Here is an 18,695-nt window from a genome sequence, read left to right as displayed (position 1 = left end):
CATGCAGCTCAGCATCGACCTGACCGGCCGCGACGTCCTCGTCACCGGCTCCGAAACCGCCGCCCGCCAGGCGGTCCGCCGCTACGAGGCCGCCGGCGCCCGGGTCTTCCGGCTCAGCGTTCCCGAAGGCGCACCCGGCGACGGCCCGCTACCCGAGCGTCCCTTCCTGATTGCCGCCGTCGACGACGGCCAGCCCGGCTGGGAGCCGCTGCTGCAGCGTTCGCGTGCGGCCGGCATTCTGGTGGCAGCGGAACCCGCGGCAGGCCCGGCAGGCCAGGTGACCCTCGTCGGCGGCGGCCCCGGCACCCTGGACCTGCTCACGGTCGGTGCCGTCACCGCCCTGCGCGACGCCGACGTCGTCTTCTACGACCGCCTGGCCCCGTACCAGGAGCTGGAGCGGCTGAGCAGCGGCAGGTTGGTGGACGTCGGCAAGCAGCCGGGCCACCACAAGGTGACCCAGTGCGACATCGAGAAGCTCATGGTGGAGGCGGCACTGGCCGGCGAGAACGTGGTGCGGCTCAAGGGCGGGGACCCGTTCGTGTTCGGCCGCGGCGGCGAGGAAGTGGCCGCCTGTGTGGCCGCCGGTGTTCCGGTGAACGTCATTTCCGGGGTCACCAGCGCTATTTCCGTGCCGGCGGCTGCAGGCATCCCGGTCACCCACCGCGAAGTGAGCCACATGTTCACGGTGGTGTCCGGCCACGCCCCACTGACCGAGGACGAGCACACCCACCTGGCCGGCCTGGGCGGCACCATCGTGGTGCTGATGGGCATCGGAACGCTTCCGCAGCTGGCAGCGGGCCTCCGCCGCGCCGGCATGCGGGCGGACATGCCGATAGCCGTCGTCGAACGGGGCTACCGTCCCGGCCAACGGACCACCATCGCTGAACTCGGTACGATCGAAACCGCGGCCGCAGGCTGCAGCAACCCGGCCGTCCTGGTCATCGGCGAGGTGGTCGGGGTGGCAATGGCCAGCCGTAATCATGCCGCTGCCTCCGCTGACCTGAACCGCCTCGCAGCTTCGCTTATTGAAGCCTGAAGGGACCCACATGAGCACCATGTCCACCATGACCGCCGATGGAGCCGCGATTAACACGCCCACGGAGGAAACCACGCCGCTTGCCGCCGTCGAATCCGCCGCGGACACTCCGCTGGACGGCTTCTTGATCGGTGTGACTTCGCACCGCCGCTCCCGCGACCTGATCGAAGCCCTCGAACGCCGCGGAGCCGAGGTACTGCACGCCCCCGCGCTGAAAATCGCCCCGGTGCAGGAAGACACCGCCCTCATCGAGGACACCCGTGCCATCATCGAGGCGCGCCCGGACATCTGCATCGCCACCACCGCCTACGGTATGCGCCGCTGGTGCGAGGCCGCGGATTCCTTCGGCATCGGCGAACAGCTGCTTGAGGTTCTCTCCGCCACCCGCATGTTCGTCCGCGGACCCAAGGCCCGCGGTGCCGTCCGCGCGGCCGGCTTGGCCGACGTCGGGATCAGCAGCGACGAGACCACCGCCACGCTGGTGGACATGCTCCTCCACGAGGGTGTGCGCGGCAAGACGGTGGCAGTCCAGCTGCACGGCTACACGGACGTCCGCCAGCTGGAACGGCTGCGCATGTCCGGTGCGAAGGTCCTGACCGTCACCCCGTACCGCTGGGTGAAACCCGATGGCAGCGACAAGCTTCCGCGGCTGATTGATGCTGCCTGCGGCGGCAAGCTGGACGTGCTCACCTTCACCAGCGCCCCCGCCGTGGACGCGCTGTGGAGCACCGCCCACGAGATGGGCATGTACCAGCAACTGATCGAAGCGCTCAAAACCCACGTGACCGTTGCCGCCGTCGGGCCCGTCACGGCCCAGCCGCTGGTCGACGCCGGACTGTCCCCGCTGATTCCGGACCGCTACCGCATGGGTGCCTTGATCCGCCTGGTCACCGAGCACCTGGCCCTGAACCATGTGCGGCGCCTGGCCACCAAGGCCGGACACGTGGAGCTGCGCGGCCGCTGCTTGAAGATCGACGGCGAAGTGGTGGACCTTGCCCCGGCTCCCCTGCTGCTCCTGCGGGCCCTGCTCGGGGCTGGCGGCGCGGTGCTCTCCCGGGAGTCGCTGTCGGAACTGCTCGAACTGCGCGGCTCAGTGCACGCGCTGGACATGACGGTCAGCCGCCTACGTTCCGCGCTGCCCGACGGCAGCCTCGTGGAAACCGTAGTGAAACGGGGCTATCGCCTGCGCGTCTGAGGCGTGGCGCAGCCCGGCTTCCGGGTTGGTGCAGCGGAGCCGCCGCAATTACTCCAAGGCATGGACAGATTGCGTGACCGGTGGGAACATGTCGCTATATTCCGCAGCTGCTCCTAAGGAACGGCCATGACCCTGCCGGGCAAGTATCAACAGGACGACCCTTCCGGATCTGCTCCCGGCGGGCCGCCCGAGACCGTGGACGCCGTTGTAGTCGGCTCCGGATTCGGCGGTTCCGTGGCGGCCCTGCGCCTGGCGGAAGCCGGCAAATCCGTGGTGCTCATGGAACGCGGGAGGGCCTACCCGCCCGGCAGCTTCGCACGGAGCCCGGCGGAAATGGGCCGCAATTTCTGGGACCCGGACCGCGGGCTCTACGGCTTGTTCGATGCCTGGACCTTCCGCGGCATGGAAGGCCTGGTCTCCAGCGGGCTGGGCGGCGGGTCCCTGATCTACGCCAACGTGCTGCTGCGCAAGGATCCCAAGTGGTTCGTCAAGGAGTCACCGGTTCCCGGCGGCGGCTACGAGAACTGGCCGTTCAGCTATGAAGACCTGGAGCCGTTTTACGAGGACGCCGAGGCCATGCTGCAGCCCGTCCCGTATCCATACAAGGACACGGCCAAGACCCTGGCCATGGAAGCCAGCGCCGCCGCCCTGGGCCTATCCATCAGCAGGCCGCCGATCGCCGTCACTTTCGCCACAGCGCCTGGCGCGGAGCCGGGCACCAACCAGCCCTTCTCCGCCGCGCCGTATGGCAGCGTCCACGGCGAGCGCGCCGTACGGACCACCTGCACCCTCTGCGGCGAGTGCGACCTTGGCTGCAACTCCGGAGCCAAGAACACCCTGGACCACAACTACCTCTCCAAGGCGAAGAAGGCAGGGGCGGATCTGCGGACGTTCCACGATGTGCGCGGCATCAGGCCACTCGGCAGTTCCGGCAACGGCAGTTCGGGGCGTTCCCGGAACGGCTACGAGGTCCGATACGTGGTCCACGATCCGGAGAACCCCGACGCTCCCCTGCACGAACGGATCATCCACTGCCGGAACCTCGTCATCGGCGCCGGCACCTTCGGCAGCAACTTCCTGCTGCTGCGCAACCGTGCCTCCCTACCGGGGCTCAGCGAAACGCTCGGCAGCCGCTTCAGCGGAAACGGCGACCTGCTGACCTTCATCATGGGTGCCAAGACGCACAAAGGCGGCAAGGTCCCCGCAACCCGCACCCTCTCCGGAAGCCGCGGGCCCGTCATCACCACGGCCATCCGGGTGCCGGACACCGCAGACGGCGGCACCGGCCGCGGCTACTACGTGGAGGACGCCGGCTACCCCGCCTTCATGAACTGGCTGATCGAAACCGGCCAGCTCGGCCAGGTGGTGCGCCGCACGGCCCGCGTGGCCGGCCAACTGCTCAAGGACCGGCTCTTCGAAGCCCGCCGCTCCAATGTCTCGGCCGATCTCGCCGCGGCGCTGGGAGACGGCAGCCTCTCCGCCAGTTCGCTGCCCCTGTTGGGCATGGGCCGGGACATCCCCGACGGCGTGCTGAGCCTGCAGGACGGCAGGCTTGCGGTGAACTGGACGCTCGCCACCTCCGCGGGCTACTTCGGCAGGGTGCGCAAGACCATGGCGGACATCGCCGGCGAACTCGGCGGGGACTTCGTGGACAATCCGCTCTGGTGGGCCAAACGGGTCATCACGGTGCACCCCATCGGCGGCGCCCCGGCCGGCCGCAACCCCGCCGAGGGCGTCTGCGATTCCTACGGCGAAGTATTCGGCTATCCCGGAATGTTCGTGGTGGACGGGGCGGCCATGCCGGGGCCGGTGGGGGCCAACCCTTCCCTGACCATCGCGGCGTTCGCCGAGCGCGCCTGCCGGCGCCTGCTGGAAGGCGCCCCCTCCACTGCCCGCGGCATCGCCCCGGAAACAGTGCTGCGCACACCACGGGCGCCGGGCGCCGTCGTCGAGTCCCCTGCCGAATCGCTGCGGGTCCTGGCCCCGGATGCCACGAAGGGAAAGGCCGCCAAAGCCGAACGCCCTGCCCTGGCAGGGCCGGCAGCAACGCGCGGACTTGGTTCGCCGACCATGGCAAAGACGGATGCAACGTCGGTCAGTTTCACTGAACAGATGCACGGCTGGTTCAGCCCCGGGCAGAGCGATCCGGCTAAGGGCCTCAGCTTGGGCCGGGATCGGGACCGCCGGATCATGTTCGAGCTGACCATCACGGCCCCGGACATCGACGCCTTCGTGGACGACCCCCTGCACCAGGCCAGAGCTGAAGGCTATGTCCTGGCGGACCGCTTCGGCGGCAAGATGCCGGTGGAACAGGGCTGGTTCAAGCAGTTCGTGGTGGACGCGTCCCCGGACGGCCGGCCCGCCCGGCGCATGCTCTACCGCCTGTGGCTACGCGACCCCGGCGGGACCCCGCTCACCTTCACCGGCTTCAAGCTCATCCGCAATGAGGCCGGCCTGGATTCCTGGCCGGACACCACCACCCTGTACGCCACGATCGTGCGCGGGCACGTGCCGCCCCCGGATCCTGGCCAACCGCCGTCGGCCGAGTGGGAGACCCCGGACGCGGCCGCCGTCGCCGGGGCGGGGATCCTGCGCATCCGCCCGCTGGACTTCGCCCGGCAGCTGACCACCTTCCGGGCTGTCGGCCCGGATCCGCTGCCGGCCCTGGCCACGTTCGGGAACTTCTTCCTCGGCGAGCTCTGGCGGGTCTACGGCAACCGCGCACGGCGATGAAGCGCAAAGAGCTCGCACTGCACAGCAAGGACCTGGGCTTCACGCCACGGGAAGCGGTGCGCTGGCTTGCACCGATCGCCCTGGGCCGCACCGCCCTGAAGGTCATGACCGCCACGGTTTTCGCGGACTTCGGCGACAAGCGCGAACTGGAGGCAGGGCTTCCCGGCACGCCACTCGAGCTGGCCCGCCTCCCGCTCCCTGGCCAGGCGGCTCAGCCGCCCGTGGAGCGCGGGCTGCCGGAACTGCGCACCTTGGCCAAGGACGGGTTGTGGCTGGACTTCACCGCGGACCTGGGCGACGGCTTCGACGCCACGTACACCGTTGCCCTGCTTCTCGCACAGGAGCAGCTGACGGTGGACGGGACCGAACTCAAACGCGGGAACATCCTGGTGCTTGGCGGGGACGAGGTCTATCCGGTTGCGTCCCCGGGCCGCTACGAGGACCGCATGGTGGGTCCGTACCGCGCGGCCTTCCCCGTTGGCCCGGGAAGCAGTCCGCCGCCAACAAGCTGCCCGCCTGCGAACATCCTTCTGGCCCTGCCTGGCAACCACGACTGGTACGACGGCCTCACCTCGTTCATCCGGGTCTTCACCCGCCAGCGTAGTATCGGGTCCTGGCGCACGGTGCAGAACCGCAGCTATTTCGCGGTGCGGCTTAGCGGCAGTGAAGACACACCCGGCTGGTGGCTCCTGGGTCTGGACAGCCAGCTGGGCCAGTACATCGATGAGCCCCAACTGGAGTACTTCTACCGCAACGTCAGCAGCCGGCTCGTTCCGGGCGACTCGATCATCCTCTGCCTGGCCTCGCCGTCGTGGGTCTACTCGGAAGCCGCCGGGGACCGGGCCTTCCAGCAGGCGGACTTCTTCGAACAGGATTACCTGCGCCGCCGCTTCAACCCGCAGACCGGGCTCTTCGAAGACACCGGCGCCACCGTGCGGCTCTGGCTGAGCGGGGACCTGCACCACTACTCGCGCTATGCGGAATCGGATCCCGACGGCGGCACCCCGGTCCAACTGATCACCTGCGGGCTGGGCGGGGCGTACCTATCCGACACCCACTGGCTGCCCCAGGAGCTGCGGCTTCCGCAGCCTGTCCGCGAGCGCTCAGTGTCCGCCGCCGCCCCTTCTGCGGCGCGGAGGCGGGCGGATCCCGGAACGGGGCGCCGCTTCGTCCGCGCCCCGGGGAGCCATCCCGCCAGCGACACCAGCCGGCTGCTCGGACTCCGCCTCGCCAACCCTTTCTCGCAGTACTGGCTCCCGGCCCGGAACCCGGGCTTCGGCCCCTTGCTGGGCCTCGTCCACGCGGTGTTCTTCCTGGCCGGCTGGGTGGTCTACAGCAGCGGCCGGGGCCGCCCGCTCATGGCCGCAATCGATACGGTGGGCCTGCCCCGGGCGCTGTTCTTCGGCGTCCTGTGCCCGCTGCTCGCCCTGGGACTGCTGGTGGTTTTCTGGAAGCTCTTTGGCAGAACGCGCCTGCTCCGAGGCCGGGGCGGGCTGCTGACCCTGCTCCGCGGTGTCCTCTACCAGTTCATTGCCCTGGGCGCGGGCATCAGCCTGGCCGTCCTGGCTGCCTTGCTTCCGCTTCCCTCCGGGCCTGGTGCGTTGCTGGTACTAGGCGTCGTCTTCGTTTCCGGCTGGGTCCTGGGCAGCGAGGCCTTCGCACTGTACATCCTGCGCACGCCCGGCGGGGAGGTGGCTTCGTGGAAGATGTCCGGCCAGGCCGTGGAGGACCACAAGGGCTTCCTGCGGATGCACCTTGATCCGGACGGCAGCCTCACCGTCCACCCCCTCCTGGTGGAGACCGTGTGCCGGGACTGGGACCTGGAAGACACGCACGACGGCGTCCGGCCCGTTCCGTCCGGAGGCTCAGGCCCGTCCGGAGGCTTGCCGACCGTCCGGCTCCTTGAACAACCCATCACCATCCAGCCGACCGTCCAGCGGGAAAGAAGCCAACCATGACCATGACCATCACCCGGGCAGAACACCGCAGCGAGGTCATTCCGTTCCCGGCCGGCGACGGCGTCCCGCTGAACCTGGTGCACGTGACGTCCCCCGTTGAACCGGCCAAGGGTCCGGTGCTGCTGGTGCACGGCTCCGGGGTCCGTGCCGAACTGTTCCGCCCGCCCATCCCCACCACCCTGGTGGACGTGCTGCTGGAGGACGGCTGGGACGTCTGGATGCTGAACTGGCGCGCCTCGATCGACCTGGACCCGCTGTCCTGGACGCTCGGCGACGCCGCCGTGCACGACCATCCCGCCGCCGTCGAGCACATCCTGCAGGCCACCGGAGCGGACACGCTCAAGGCCGTGGTGCACTGCCAGGGCTCCACCTCGTTCAGTATGTCCGCTGCGGCGGGTCTGCTGCCCCGGGTGGACACGGTGATCTCCAACGCGGTGTCCCTGCATCCCGTGGTCCCCGCGTTCTCCCGCTTCAAGATCGACCACTTCACCCCGATCGTGAAGGCCTTCACCCCCTACCTTTCCCCGGCCTGGGGCAACCGCTCCAACGGCTACTTCACGCGTTTCGTGCGCTCCCTGGTCAGGGCCACCCACCACGAATGCGACAACACGGTGTGCAAGTTGGTCAGCTTCACCTACGGCAGCGGCAGGCCGGCGTTGTGGTCGCATGAGAACCTCGACGAGACCACCCACGAATGGATCAAGGGTGAGTTCGCCGAGGTCCCGGTGAGCTTCTTCGAGGAGATGGGGCGCAGCATCCGCGCCGGGCACATGGTGGCCGCCGGATCGCACCCGGAACTCCCGGACAACTACGAGGCCCAGGCACCCCGGACCGATGCCCGTTTCGTGTTCCTTGCCGGGCAGGACAACCGTTGCTTCCTGCCCGAGAGCCAGGAGCGCACCTTCCGGTTCTTCCAGCGGCACCGCCCCGGCAAGGACGCGCTCCATCTCATCCCCGGCTACGGCCACCTGGACGTCTTCTTCGGGGCCCACGCCTGGCGGGACACTTTCCCGATCATCGTCAAGGAATTGAACTCAGGCAAGGAGCTCGACTCATGAACAAGCTCAATGGGCTGCTGGCCGGGCTCCTCCGGCTCATGCCCTCTCCCCTGCCACGGCGCCAGAACGAGCTGCGCGGACGGTTTGCCCGGGCGGACGGCATCCCCTATTCCATGCCGGTCAACTCGGACGATTCGCCCGTGCTGATGGCGGCCTTCCCCATCAACAAGCGCGCCGCGGCGGCTCTGTTGCCCGGTGAAGAGATGCGCCCCTTCAGCCTGGGCGGCAAGGGCCTGCTGGTGGTCACCGTGGTGAACTACAAATCCACGGACATCGGCAAGTACATCGAGTATTCCCTGGCCATCGCCATCACCCATGGCAGGCGGCCGGTGCCTCCGCTGCTGCCCCTGCTCTTCCAGAAAACCTTCGGCCTGGGCCAGTTCGTGGTGGACCTGCCGGTCAGCACGGAAATCTCGGTCAGAGGCGGCAAGGGCATCTGGGGCATGCCCAAGCACCAGGCCAACCTGGACTTCGTGGTGACCGATTCCACCGTGTCGGCCCAGTACGACAAGGACGGGGTGCTGGCATGCTTCGTGGAAATCGAACGCCCCGAGCCGGCCGGCTTGCCGCTGAAACTCGCCGCCTCGAACTACTGCGCCTTCAGGGGCATGCTCTGGAAATCGAACATCTATTTCGAGGCCACCGGGGATCTCGCGCTCGGCAAGGCGGCAAAGGCCCGGCTCATCCTGGGTGACGCACCCGGCGTCGCGCTCCTCAAGACCCTGCAGGTGGCGGAGAAACCGGTCTTCACGGCCTGGCTGCCCGAAGCCCACGGCGTGCTGGATGACCACTACGAAGCGTGGTTCCTCACCGCACCGAGCGAAGCGGAAGCCGCGGCCCTGCGCGGCGGCGAAATGATGGACAGCGTGGTAGGGCTGGGCCAGGGCCAGGAGTGGCTGGAACCGCCGGACCGCAGCCGGATCCCCGGGAACGTCAAGGCCTCGTCGTGAACTGGCTGCTGCTCCTGAATGTCCTGTACTTCCTCTTCGGCGCCACCATGTACGTCGGCACGATGTGGGTGCTGAAGTGGTTCCTCTACCCCACCTGGGAGTCGCTGGAACGCGGCAACGTGGACATGCACTTCGGGATCCCCACCAGGCAGGCCACCAAGTTCTTCACCGTGGTGGTGCCGCCCATGTTCATCTCCGGCGCCATCCTCGTCTGGAGCGAATGGGGCAGCATCCGCGTCATTCCCGCCGCCCTCTGCCTGCTGGGCATCATCACGCTGACCGTCGTGGGGCAGGGCATCATCATCCCCATCAACGTGCGCATCCGGGGCGGGGATTTCAAGGATGACGCCGAACTGCGCACCCTGCTGCGGCGCTGGATGTTCCTCAACGACATCCGCTTCTACGTCTCCACCCTCGTGTGGCTTGCCATGGTCTGGCTGATCGTGGACCGCGGCCGGCTGCTGGAGTCCTACCTGTGAAAACCGGCCCAACGGAAAACGGCACTGGGAACGGCACTGCGAAAACCGGCCCGGCTGCCTGGGCCGCGGCCGACCCCTTGCGCGCGGTGCTCGTCATCCTGGCTGCCATCACCGCGCTGACCGGGGTCGCGGAAATCCCCTTTGGAGGGCTCATCCTGCCCCTGCTGGGCGCCGAGCCGACGCCGCTCGCCCTGCAACTGTTCGGCACGGTGGGCATGTTCATGATCGTGGTGGGCGGTTTGCTCCTGCACACCCTGCTCAAGCGCGACGCCTCCCCGGAGGTCATCTTCTGGGCCGGCATCCAGAAATCCGGGGCGTTTGCCGCCGTCGGGCTCGGCGTCCTGAGCGGGGTATTCGCTCCAGCCGCGCTGGCGGTCGCCATCTTCGACCTCGCGACCGCGGTGCTGTGCTTTGTCTATTGGCGCGGGGTCTACTGGCGGGGCCTGTATGGGCGGGAAAAGGAAGGACTGGAATGAATCGTTCCCTGGTGCTGGCCGGCGGCGGGATGCGCGTGGCCTGGCAGGCCGGCGTGGTGCGGGCCTTGGCCGAGGAAGGCCTGGAATTCAGCCATGTGGACGGCACTTCCGGCGGTATCCTGACGGCGGGCATGCTGCTGTCCGGGATCGGGCCGGAGGAGATGTGCGCCCGCTGGTCCACGGTGGACGTCAAGGACTTCGGTTCCGCCCTGCCGTTCGGCGACTACCTCAAGGGCCCGTGGTCCCTCCCGGCGCTCGGCGACGCGGACGGCCTGCTCAACAAGGTCTTCCCGGCCCTGGGGATCGACGCCGGAACCATCCGCAGCCGCGCAACGGAACCGGGCGCCGTCGGGGGTTCCTTCAACGTTGTGGAGTTCACCGGCAAGCGGTGCCACGCGATCGACGCCACGGAAATCGACGCCGAACTGATGGCCGCTGGAATGTCCCTGCCCATCTTCCTGACCCCGCTGCGACGCGACGGTAAAGTCTGGACCGATGCCGTGTGGGTCCGGGACGCCAACGTGCGGGAGGCGTTGCGGCGCGGAGCCGAAGAAGTGTGGCTCATCTGGTGCATCGGCAACTCCCCTTATTGGGGCGAGGGGCCGCTGGAGCAGTACGTGCACATGATCGAGATGAGTGCCATGGGGGCACTGCTGGCCGATTTCGACGGCGCCAGGGCCGCCGGCCGCGAGTTCGTGCTGCACGTCATCCGGCCGGAGCACCCGCTGCCGCTGGACCCTGAGTTCTACCTCGGCCGGATCAGCGCCGACGCGCTCGTGGCCATGGGTTACCGGGATGCCCGGCAGTATCTGGCTACCCGTTCGTCAGAGGGCGTGCCGAAGGACGAACGCTGCACCGCCATGAGCGAGCCGGCCCCCGGTGTCCGGTACACGGACCGGCTCCGCGGCAGCCTTGACGGGCAGGAAGTGGACTTTACCGCCGTCGTTGAAATGCCTTCCGATGGTGCCCCAGGGGCCCGGCTGTCCGGGTTCCTGGATTCCGGGCGGTTCGGTGCCCGGCGCTTCCTGGCCGGCGGGCGGGTAGAGGCGTCCGGAGACATGTTGCGTTACCGCGCGGAGGTACTGCTCGACGGCGGCTGGCACAAGCTGACGGTCACCCGCACCTTCCACGACGACCCCGGACCGGACGCGTGGACCGACTCCCGCAGCGCCGTGCTGGAGCTGGAAGGATTCCCGGCAGCCGAGCTCCGGATGGCCCTGGGCGACGCCGCCGCGTTGATCGCTTCGGTGGAGCCGGTGGGCTCGCACGGATTCCTGGACCGGGCCTCCGCGGCGGCGGGCTTCATCGGCAACGGGTTGCGGGAGTTGCTTGAGCGGTACTGAGGCGGGTGGGGTTACGGACCGCTGGCTGGAGCCGCCCCGGAGCAGCCTTCAGCCAAACAGGTTCACAGACGTTCCCCGCTTGTCTCGCTTGGGGTCAGAAGGGTGGCGGGTCGGGTTCGCTGGGCAGCGTGGCTGTGGTTCGGTGGCCGGCGGGTGCTGTGTTTATGGCAGGTATCGGGGGTTGGTCGGTGTAGCTGCGGCCTGTGGGACTGGTCCATTTCAAGACCCCGCCCCCGGCCTGCCGGACCGTCCATTGCGAATGGTGTTTGAGCAGGTGGTGGCGCCTGCAGAGGCCGGCGAGGTTGCCGGCGGCCGTGGGGCCGCCGTCGGCGGCATCGTGGGTGTGGTCCAGGTCCAGTTCGCGGGCCTTGATGCCGCATCCGGGGAAGCGGCAGCGTGAATCGCGGGCCCTGAGCAAACGGCGTAGGTCTTCGCCGGGCCGGTACCGGTCCACCGCGAGCACGGAGCCGTTTACCGGGTCGGTGAAGACCCGGTTCCAGCCGGTTGCCGCTCCGGCCAGGAGCCTCGCGGTGTCCGGATCGATCGGGTGGCGCCCGTTCAGCTCGGCAGCAATCCGGGAAGTCAGTCCTGTCGCGGGCGTGTCGCTGCTATCCGAACCGGCGCTGCCCGGGGCCTCGTCAACTGGGGTGTGCGCCGGCACGGTGACATCGACCCGGGCCGTGATCGCGGCGAGGACCCCCTCGGGGGTGTCGTGCCCGCTCGGTACGCCGCGCAGCAGCACGTCCGTGAACAGGTCCGCACGGAGCTGATCGGTCGAGCGGCGGCGCCGAGCTACGGTGTCAGGCTGGGTGCCCGCACGAGCGCCCGTGCCGCCGCAGGCGCTCGCACCCTCCTGGTTGTGCGCGTCCGTGTAGGCGTGAGCCATCTGGGTGAGCCGGTCGTGGATTCCGTACGCCACCACGGCGGGCAGGATCGCTCCGAGTTCGGCCATGCCGTCCGGCAAGGGGTTCACCCAGACCCGGCGTTCCTCCCGGGCCCGCTCGTGCCTGGTGCCCAGGGGTTCGGGCCGGGCTTTCTCGGCCTCCCGGACCGCCACGGACAGACTGCAAACGCGCCAGCGCCGCCTAGACGGACTCCAGCGAAGACACCACACCGGCCAGCACCTCGACAGGGAAGGCTTCCTTCCCCTCCTGCGCCGTCCGGGTCAAAGCCGCCCCGGAAGTGATGGTGTTCTCCATGACCTAATCCAAGCAGGGAGGTACGACAATATAAGCCCGCCGGCGGTCAAATGAATGAGGTGTTGCGGCATCGAGGTATTTGAGAGCCGGAATTCCCGGCCTCGTTGCCGGGCTTTCTGCGCAGTGAGCCGCTGAACCATTTCATCCAGCCAGCCTGTCCACCAACACCGACGTGTGACCCACCTCATTACCGAGCAGTAACGGCCAGGGAACGGGACCACGAAAAACTGCAACGCCCGGGAAACACCCTCGAAAAGGCGGGCTCCTAGGCTGAAGACAACCGCGAAACGCCGCTTGGACGCCGCCCACGAAGCGAAAGGACCCGCCATGCCGGAAACCTCAACCCACCTCGTCATCGCAGGAGCCGGGCCCGCCGCCCAAGCGCTCCTCCGCCACCTTACGGGGATGGAAAGCCCCGTGCGGCAAAGCAGCCTGGGATATCCGGCCCCGCCGTTCGCTGGACGGATCACCGTGCTGAGCAACCGCGACGAGTGCCCCGAAGGGCTGATGGAGGCCGCCGCGCACTCCAAGGTCTCCGTGCGTTTCGGCCAAGCTGCCAGCTTCATCGACGCAGCGAACCGGAAGGTGACCACCACGGAGGGCCTTGAGTTCTCCTACGACCAACTGGTCATCGCCACCGGCTCGGCACCCGTCCTGCCCCCGGTCCACGGCGCCGAACACGCCCTTGCCTACTCCACGATCGACGACGCCGAACGCCTCGGCGCCGACGTCAAGGAGATCGCCGCTGCCCTCGGCCGCCGGCCGCTGGGCATCCTGGTAGGCACGGGACCGTCCGCGGGCCAGGCCGAGGCGGTCCTGCGGGCGTGCGGCGTCCGTCCGGTCCGCACTACGTTGCGCCCGGCCGCCGTCGTCTCCTCCCCTGTCTCCGGCAGGGCTGCCGCCGGGATCGTCTTCGACGACGGAAGCATCATGAACGGCGACCTCGTGGTCCTGGCAGAGGAACGGTCGCCGCGGACGAGCCTCGCCGAAAGCGCCGGTTTGAAGACAACTCCCGACGGCGGCATCCTGGTGGGCGACGGATTCGAAACTTCCGTGCCGGGCATCCGGGCGATCGGCGACGCCGCGGCCCGCGACGGCCTGCGGCTGGGGCTGCTCCTCTCCGCCAAGGAAGCGGCCGCCCGCTGCGCCGGACATCTGGCAGAGGCCTCGCAATCAGCAGAACCCGCGTATTTAGCCGCGGATGCGGGACGGCCGGCACCGTCCGGAATGCGGGTCACGGAGGCGGCCTGACACCCCCGCCGGCGGGCCCGGGATGCTGTGGCAAGATGGTGCTTTGACGAGCCACCAAGCGGCCACCCGGCCCGCCACGGAAGGACTGCCATGAGCAACGACGCCGCTACCGCAGCAAGCATTGCCTCCTACATCGACCACACCCTCCTCAAACCCGAGGCGAGCGAGGCCGAAGTCCGCAAGGTCTGTGCCGAAGCCGTGGAATACGGCTTCAAATCGGTCTGCGTGAACCCGATCTGGGTCAAGACGGTTTCCAAGGCCCTCAGGGGTTCCGGCGTGCTGACCTGTGCAGTGGTGGGCTTCCCGCTGGGCGCCACGCCCAGCGACGTCAAGGCGTTCGAAGCCCGCGGCGCGGTGCTGGACGGCGCGGAGGAAATCGACATGGTGATCGACATCGCGGCGGCCCGGGCCGACGACAAGGGCGCGCTGGTGGATGACATCACCGCCGTTGCGGAGGCCGTGCACGCCGGCGAGGCAATCCTGAAGGTCATCATCGAGACGGCGCTGCTGAGCGACGCACAAAAGGTGCTGGCCTGTGAGGCCGCGGTGGAAGCCGGGGCCGACTTCGTCAAAACCTCCACCGGCTTCAACGGCGGCGGTGCCACGGTGGAGGACGTGGCCCTGATGCGCAAGACCGTGGGCCCGGATATCGGCGTCAAGGCCTCGGGCGGGGTGCGTTCCCTGGCCGACGCACAGGCTATGATTGCTGCTGGTGCAACACGTATTGGCGCGAGCTCCGGAATTGCCATCGTCAAGGGTGAACAGGGTTCATCCGCTTACTGACCGGCCCGGCAGCCGCCATGGAATTTGAGCCCCGCGGGGCCGAGGAGGAAAGAATGTCCCAGCACGCTGGCAGCAAGCCGATTGAAAAAGAGAACAACCTGGCCCAGAGCCTGGTGCTGTTCCTGGTCATCATCGTGATGTTCCTCGGCGCCATCTACTCGCTGTCCTTCCTGACCCTGGACAACCCGTGGCCGATGGCCGTCTGCCTCGGCCTGTTCGCCCTGGCCTTCTGGATTCCGCAGACCATCCTGGGCCGCTCCGACTCGGCCGGCGAAAACTAAAGATTTAGCAAGAAAAGATGGCCCGGGCAGTTGCCCGGGCCATCTTGTTTAACCTGATATTCCGATTGTCCGCGAACAGTTCCTCATTTCCGGCTCCGCATCATTTTCCTAGGCCGCGTCATTTTCCATGCTTGGCCGCGTCACCCCGTTAGCTGATCCCGAAGGATTTCCTGTCCTTCGGAAGCGGGTATCCAGCAATGAACCTGGCGATTACTTGTTCCCGTTTTCGCCGCGAACCGCACTGGACGGGACCGCCGAACCCCTGATGTCGCACCGAATCCGGCTCCCGCGCTCGTCTTGGCCGCCGTCGACCGGACCGAGCCGTACCGACATTAGGCCCACCTAACTGAGTACACGGGTCCGGAAATCAACATTTGACGCGGAAAAAGTCGAGTACAGCAACGCATTGCTGGCATTTTGAGGCCATGCCAACATAAGTTCATCGACTGGCTGGGCAGTCAATACAGAAACGCATTACAGAACAGTTTTGCCATTCTGCGGACCCCTTGTGCCGGTTTCGGAAAACAACAATTCAGGGAGTCTCAAAATGCGCAAAATGACAGCAAAAGGGAAAATCTTCGCCACGGCGGCCGCAGTTGCCCTCGTAACCGCTGGCGGAGGGGCGGCCTATGCCTACTGGACAACCACCGGTAGTGGCTCCGGTCAGGCAGTGAACTCGGCAGGCGGCGGCACCGTCACCCTTCACGCAAACTTCGCTCCGGGCCTGGCCCCGGGCGATTCGGTGGCAGTGACCTACACCGCCGACAACGCGAGCCCCACGACGGACACCAAGGTGGGGGCGCTGACCGTCGAATCCATCACCACCAGCGACGTCAACTGCCTGCCCGCGTGGTTCAGCGCAACGGCCAACACCGGCAATGCGACTGTGCTGCACAATTCCACGAACACCACTGTCGGGACAGGCACCTTGTCGTTCGCCAACGACGCTGCCAACCAGGACGCCTGCAAGGGCGCCACTGTGACGATCCACGTTTCCAGCATCTAGTCGACTTGGGGTGATGGGCCAGGGACGGTCCATCACCCCAATGACAGGGATCCATCACCGCCGACGAGGAAGGCACGAGGGTGCAGAACAATCTGGGAGTGTTCCGCCAAGCGCGGCATGGCGCCGGTTCGGCCATTGGCGCGTTGCTCGCCGTCGTGCTCGTCATGCTGGTGTCTGCCAGTTCGCTTTTCGCCGGAAACGGCGGCGGGACCAAGAGCATCACCATTACGTCGAGCCCGGGCTCACGGACCATCCAGCCGGGCGAATCGGCCAGCTACAACGTTTCGGTCAAGTCGCCGGACGGCTACACGGGAAGTGTTTCGCTTTCCGTCAGTGGCCTGCCGGGCAACACATCGTCGGTGTTCTCTCCCGCGACCCTCAACCTCGGCTCGGGCACCTCTTCCGCGAGCCTGACGGTGACCACCACACCCGGCACCCCCGAGGGTACTTACAACCTCAGTCTCAAGGGAACCGGCGGAACTATCCAGTCCGTCGTCGTCACCGTTCAACTGACGGTTGCTGCCGGGAAGCGCGCCTTCACGGTCTCCGGCAGCCCGGCCACGCCCCTGGTCCCCGGATCTTCCACTCCAATCGATCTGCAGCTGAACAACCCGAACAATGCGAGCCTGGCTGTCACCAGCCTGACGGTGTCCATCGCCGGCATAACCCGCACACCCCAGGCCATAGCCAAGAACCTGCCGTGCACGTCGGCGGACTATGAGCTGACCCAGTTCAGCGGCAGCTATCCGTTCACCGCGGTTCCGGGCACCTCATCGCTCTCGGGAAACGGCATCCTCCAGTCAAAGTGGCCGCGGATCAGGATGCTGAACACCTCGATCAACCAGGACGGCTGCAAAGGCGCAACCATCCAGCTCGCATATTCCGGAACCGGACAGGGTAACTGACATGAAGCCGACCCGATGGTTGAAGACCGGCCCCCTTCTCGCAGCGAAGGCAGCGGCCACGTCGGCCGTGTTCCTCATGGTGCTGGGGGTTGGGACTGCCTACGCCTACTGGTCCACCATTGGGATCGGAAACGGTTCCGCGGCGAACGGCACCATGCAAACAGTGCTCGTGGATGCCTTCGTCAGCGGTGATTCGACGGCAACCTCCCTTGTCCCCGGAGGCTCGGCGGACGTGATCCTGCGGGCCACCAACCCGAACGGCTTCCCGGTGCAGGTGTACAGCGTCACGGGCAACGGGCCGGCTTCGGCGGATGCCTCCCACACCTTGTGCACCAACACCGGCGTCACCTTCAACGCGCCGGCCGCTCCGTTGAGCCCCGCGGTTGTGGTGCCGGCGAATTCCTCGGTCCTGATCACCCTCCCAGGAGCCGCCTCAATGTCCGCAGCCTCGCAATCTGCGTGCCAAGGCTCCGCATTCCAGCTTCCAGTGACGATGGCGGTCCGGAAATGAACAAGCCCATGCACCGCGCAAGCAGTGGAAAAGGCCTGACGCTGCGGCGCCGCATCGTGTGGACGGTCTCGGCCATCCTGTTCATCACCTGGGGCGCCCCGGCGGCCAACGCCTTCTGGCAGACAGTGAACAGCAGCAACTTCGCGGCGGCCAAGGCAGACAGCCTGCCGCAAGGCAGTACGCCGGCAGCCTCCCCGGCCGGCGCAAACGTCAGCGTCAGCTGGGCAGCCGTGACGACGCCGGGCGCGCACGCCGTGGCGGGCTACACGATTGCCCGCTACGCCTCCGCGTCGGGTGGCAGCAAGATTGCGGCCGGCGGAGGCTGCGCCGGGACGGTCAGCGGCCTGGCCTGCACCGAGCAAAACGTGCCCGACGGCACCTGGTACTACACCGCCACCCCGGTCATCGCGTTGTGGACGGGCGCAGAGAGCACCCGGAGCACTGGCGTCACCGTCGACGTCACGGCACCGACGGTCTCAGTGACCTCGGTTTCCCCGGCACCGAACGGGGCGGGGTTCAACAACTCCACGCCTGTGACCGTCAACCTGGGCGCGGTGGACAACCCGGGCGGTACCGGGGTCGCGGCCATTAAGTACACGGTGGACGGCGGCAGCACGGTGGTTGTCAACGCAACCACGGCGGCGGTGAATGTTAGTGGCAACGGCACGCACACAGTGTCCTTCTTCGCCACGGATGCCGCCGGCAACTCGGGCACACCGCAAACGCAGACCATCCGCATCGACACCGTTGCCCCCGGCATCCCCACGATCTCCGCACCTGCGTACGTCAACATCGCCAACGTGGCCAACGTTCCAGTCACCGGCACTGCAGAAGCAGGGGCCTCCGTGGTCCTCACCGTCACCGATCCCGGGGCTCACACGGTCACCCAGACCGTCAGTGCCAACGGATCCGGCAACTGGAGCACCACCGGGCTGAACCTGACCTCCCTGACTACTGACGGACTCCTGAGCTACAGTGCGGTCGCCAGGGACGCGGCAGGGAACACCGGCCAGCCGGGCACCGCAACGTCCACCAAGGACGTAGCCGCACCCACCGTCAGCTCCATCACCCTGGCGAACAGCGGAGGAACCGGCCAACAAGGCCGCGCCAGCAGCGGAGACACCCTGACCATGGTCTACTCCACGGACACCGCAGCCGGCACACTCTGCAACGGCTGGAGCAACAGTGCAGGCACGCAATCGGCCACGGGAACGGCAAGCATCAGCGCAGATGACACCCTGACGTTCACCAGCGGAAGCTGCACCACGTCGGCCATCGGAAGCGTGAAGTTGCTCGCGAACTACAACACCCACGCAAGCCAGGCGCGAAGCTACGCCGCTTCGCTTTCCTGGACGAAGGCAACGGGGACCCTGGTCATCACGCTCAATGACGGTGGCACCGGTGGCACCCGTGGAGACGATTCCACCCTTGTCGCCCCGGTCTACACCCCGGCGCCCGGTGTCGCTGACATTGCCGGCAACCCCATGACCGGTACGTTCACGGCGGGTACGCTGTCCGGGTTCTAGGAAAC

The 18,695-nt window shown here is 67.5% G+C and carries 17 protein-coding genes; 16 read left to right on the top strand and 1 reads right to left on the bottom strand.

Annotated elements, in window-relative coordinates; translation table 11 throughout:
• Nucleotide 1 precedes the first annotated feature (1 nt).
• The 9 genes from cobA (at nucleotide 2) to ACZ9CK_RS04945 (ending at nucleotide 11,228) form a co-directional block, all read left to right on the top strand.
• Nucleotides 2-1,036 carry a uroporphyrinogen-III C-methyltransferase gene (gene cobA / locus ACZ9CK_RS04985; RefSeq protein ID WP_476049408.1) on the top strand — a complete coding sequence of 345 codons (1,035 nt, stop codon included), beginning with the start codon at nucleotides 2-4 and terminating at the stop codon, nucleotides 1,034-1,036.
• A 28-nt stretch (nucleotides 1,037-1,064) separates the two neighbouring features.
• Nucleotides 1,065-2,231, top strand: coding sequence for a uroporphyrinogen-III synthase (locus tag ACZ9CK_RS04980; RefSeq protein ID WP_426303408.1), 1,167 nt, complete (start codon nucleotides 1,065-1,067; stop codon nucleotides 2,229-2,231).
• A gap of 126 nt (nucleotides 2,232-2,357) precedes the next feature.
• Nucleotides 2,358-4,964: a GMC oxidoreductase gene (locus tag ACZ9CK_RS04975; protein WP_476049407.1), complete on the top strand. Its 2,607-nt coding sequence runs from the start codon at nucleotides 2,358-2,360 to the stop codon at nucleotides 4,962-4,964.
• Nucleotides 4,961-6,922, top strand: a complete 1,962-nt coding sequence (locus tag ACZ9CK_RS04970; protein WP_426302637.1) for a hypothetical protein — start codon at nucleotides 4,961-4,963, stop codon at nucleotides 6,920-6,922. Before ACZ9CK_RS04975 ends, ACZ9CK_RS04970 begins: the two co-directional genes overlap by 4 nt.
• A complete protein-coding gene (locus ACZ9CK_RS04965; RefSeq protein WP_426302636.1) occupies nucleotides 6,919-7,980 on the top strand; it encodes an alpha/beta hydrolase in 1,062 nt (353 codons plus the stop codon). Before ACZ9CK_RS04970 ends, ACZ9CK_RS04965 begins: the two co-directional genes overlap by 4 nt.
• Nucleotides 7,977-8,930 (top strand): acetoacetate decarboxylase family protein, encoded by a 954-nt coding sequence (locus tag ACZ9CK_RS04960; RefSeq protein WP_476049406.1) that lies wholly within the window; start codon nucleotides 7,977-7,979, stop codon nucleotides 8,928-8,930. Before ACZ9CK_RS04965 ends, ACZ9CK_RS04960 begins: the two co-directional genes overlap by 4 nt.
• Entirely contained in the window at nucleotides 8,927-9,409 is a 483-nt protein-coding gene (locus ACZ9CK_RS04955) for a hypothetical protein (protein WP_426302634.1), read from the top strand. The genes ACZ9CK_RS04960 and ACZ9CK_RS04955 overlap by 4 nt, the downstream gene beginning before the upstream one ends.
• Complete coding sequence (locus tag ACZ9CK_RS04950; RefSeq protein ID WP_426302633.1) at nucleotides 9,406-9,885, top strand: hypothetical protein; 480 nt, start codon at nucleotides 9,406-9,408, stop codon at nucleotides 9,883-9,885. The genes ACZ9CK_RS04955 and ACZ9CK_RS04950 overlap by 4 nt, the downstream gene beginning before the upstream one ends.
• Complete coding sequence (locus tag ACZ9CK_RS04945; protein ID WP_476049405.1) at nucleotides 9,882-11,228, top strand: patatin-like phospholipase family protein; 1,347 nt, start codon at nucleotides 9,882-9,884, stop codon at nucleotides 11,226-11,228. Before ACZ9CK_RS04950 ends, ACZ9CK_RS04945 begins: the two co-directional genes overlap by 4 nt.
• Before the next feature lie 94 nt (nucleotides 11,229-11,322).
• Here the strand turns inward: ACZ9CK_RS04945 and ACZ9CK_RS04940 are convergent, their stop codons facing one another.
• Nucleotides 11,323-12,285 carry an HNH endonuclease signature motif containing protein gene (locus tag ACZ9CK_RS04940; protein WP_476049404.1) on the bottom strand — a complete coding sequence of 321 codons (963 nt, stop codon included), beginning with the start codon at nucleotides 12,283-12,285 and terminating at the stop codon, nucleotides 11,323-11,325.
• Nucleotides 12,286-12,754: 469 nt separating this feature from the next.
• Between ACZ9CK_RS04940 and ACZ9CK_RS04935 the strand changes: the two genes are divergently transcribed.
• The 7 genes from ACZ9CK_RS04935 (at nucleotide 12,755) to ACZ9CK_RS04905 (ending at nucleotide 18,690) form a co-directional block, all read left to right on the top strand.
• Nucleotides 12,755-13,678: an FAD-dependent oxidoreductase gene (locus ACZ9CK_RS04935; RefSeq protein WP_476049403.1), complete on the top strand. Its 924-nt coding sequence runs from the start codon at nucleotides 12,755-12,757 to the stop codon at nucleotides 13,676-13,678.
• Nucleotides 13,679-13,768: 90 nt separating this feature from the next.
• Nucleotides 13,769-14,461, top strand: coding sequence for a deoxyribose-phosphate aldolase (deoC, locus tag ACZ9CK_RS04930; protein ID WP_476049402.1), 693 nt, complete (start codon nucleotides 13,769-13,771; stop codon nucleotides 14,459-14,461).
• A 53-nt stretch (nucleotides 14,462-14,514) separates the two neighbouring features.
• Entirely contained in the window at nucleotides 14,515-14,742 is a 228-nt protein-coding gene (locus ACZ9CK_RS04925) for a hypothetical protein (RefSeq protein ID WP_426302628.1), read from the top strand.
• 556 nt (nucleotides 14,743-15,298) lie between these two features.
• A complete protein-coding gene (locus tag ACZ9CK_RS04920) occupies nucleotides 15,299-15,748 on the top strand; it encodes a hypothetical protein (RefSeq protein ID WP_476049401.1) in 450 nt (149 codons plus the stop codon).
• A gap of 80 nt (nucleotides 15,749-15,828) precedes the next feature.
• Nucleotides 15,829-16,653, top strand: coding sequence for a COG1470 family protein (locus tag ACZ9CK_RS04915; protein WP_476049400.1), 825 nt, complete (start codon nucleotides 15,829-15,831; stop codon nucleotides 16,651-16,653).
• 1 nt (nucleotide 16,654) lies between these two features.
• Complete coding sequence (locus ACZ9CK_RS04910; RefSeq protein WP_476049399.1) at nucleotides 16,655-17,164, top strand: hypothetical protein; 510 nt, start codon at nucleotides 16,655-16,657, stop codon at nucleotides 17,162-17,164.
• Complete coding sequence (locus ACZ9CK_RS04905) at nucleotides 17,161-18,690, top strand: OmpL47-type beta-barrel domain-containing protein (RefSeq protein ID WP_476049398.1); 1,530 nt, start codon at nucleotides 17,161-17,163, stop codon at nucleotides 18,688-18,690. Before ACZ9CK_RS04910 ends, ACZ9CK_RS04905 begins: the two co-directional genes overlap by 4 nt.
• The last annotated feature ends 5 nt before the right edge of the window (nucleotides 18,691-18,695 follow it).

The sequence above is a fragment of the Arthrobacter sp. TE26545 genome, assembly GCF_056279005.1.
The sequence above is the reverse complement of the archived record's forward strand: the minus strand, read 5'-3'. Positions and strand labels throughout refer to the sequence as shown.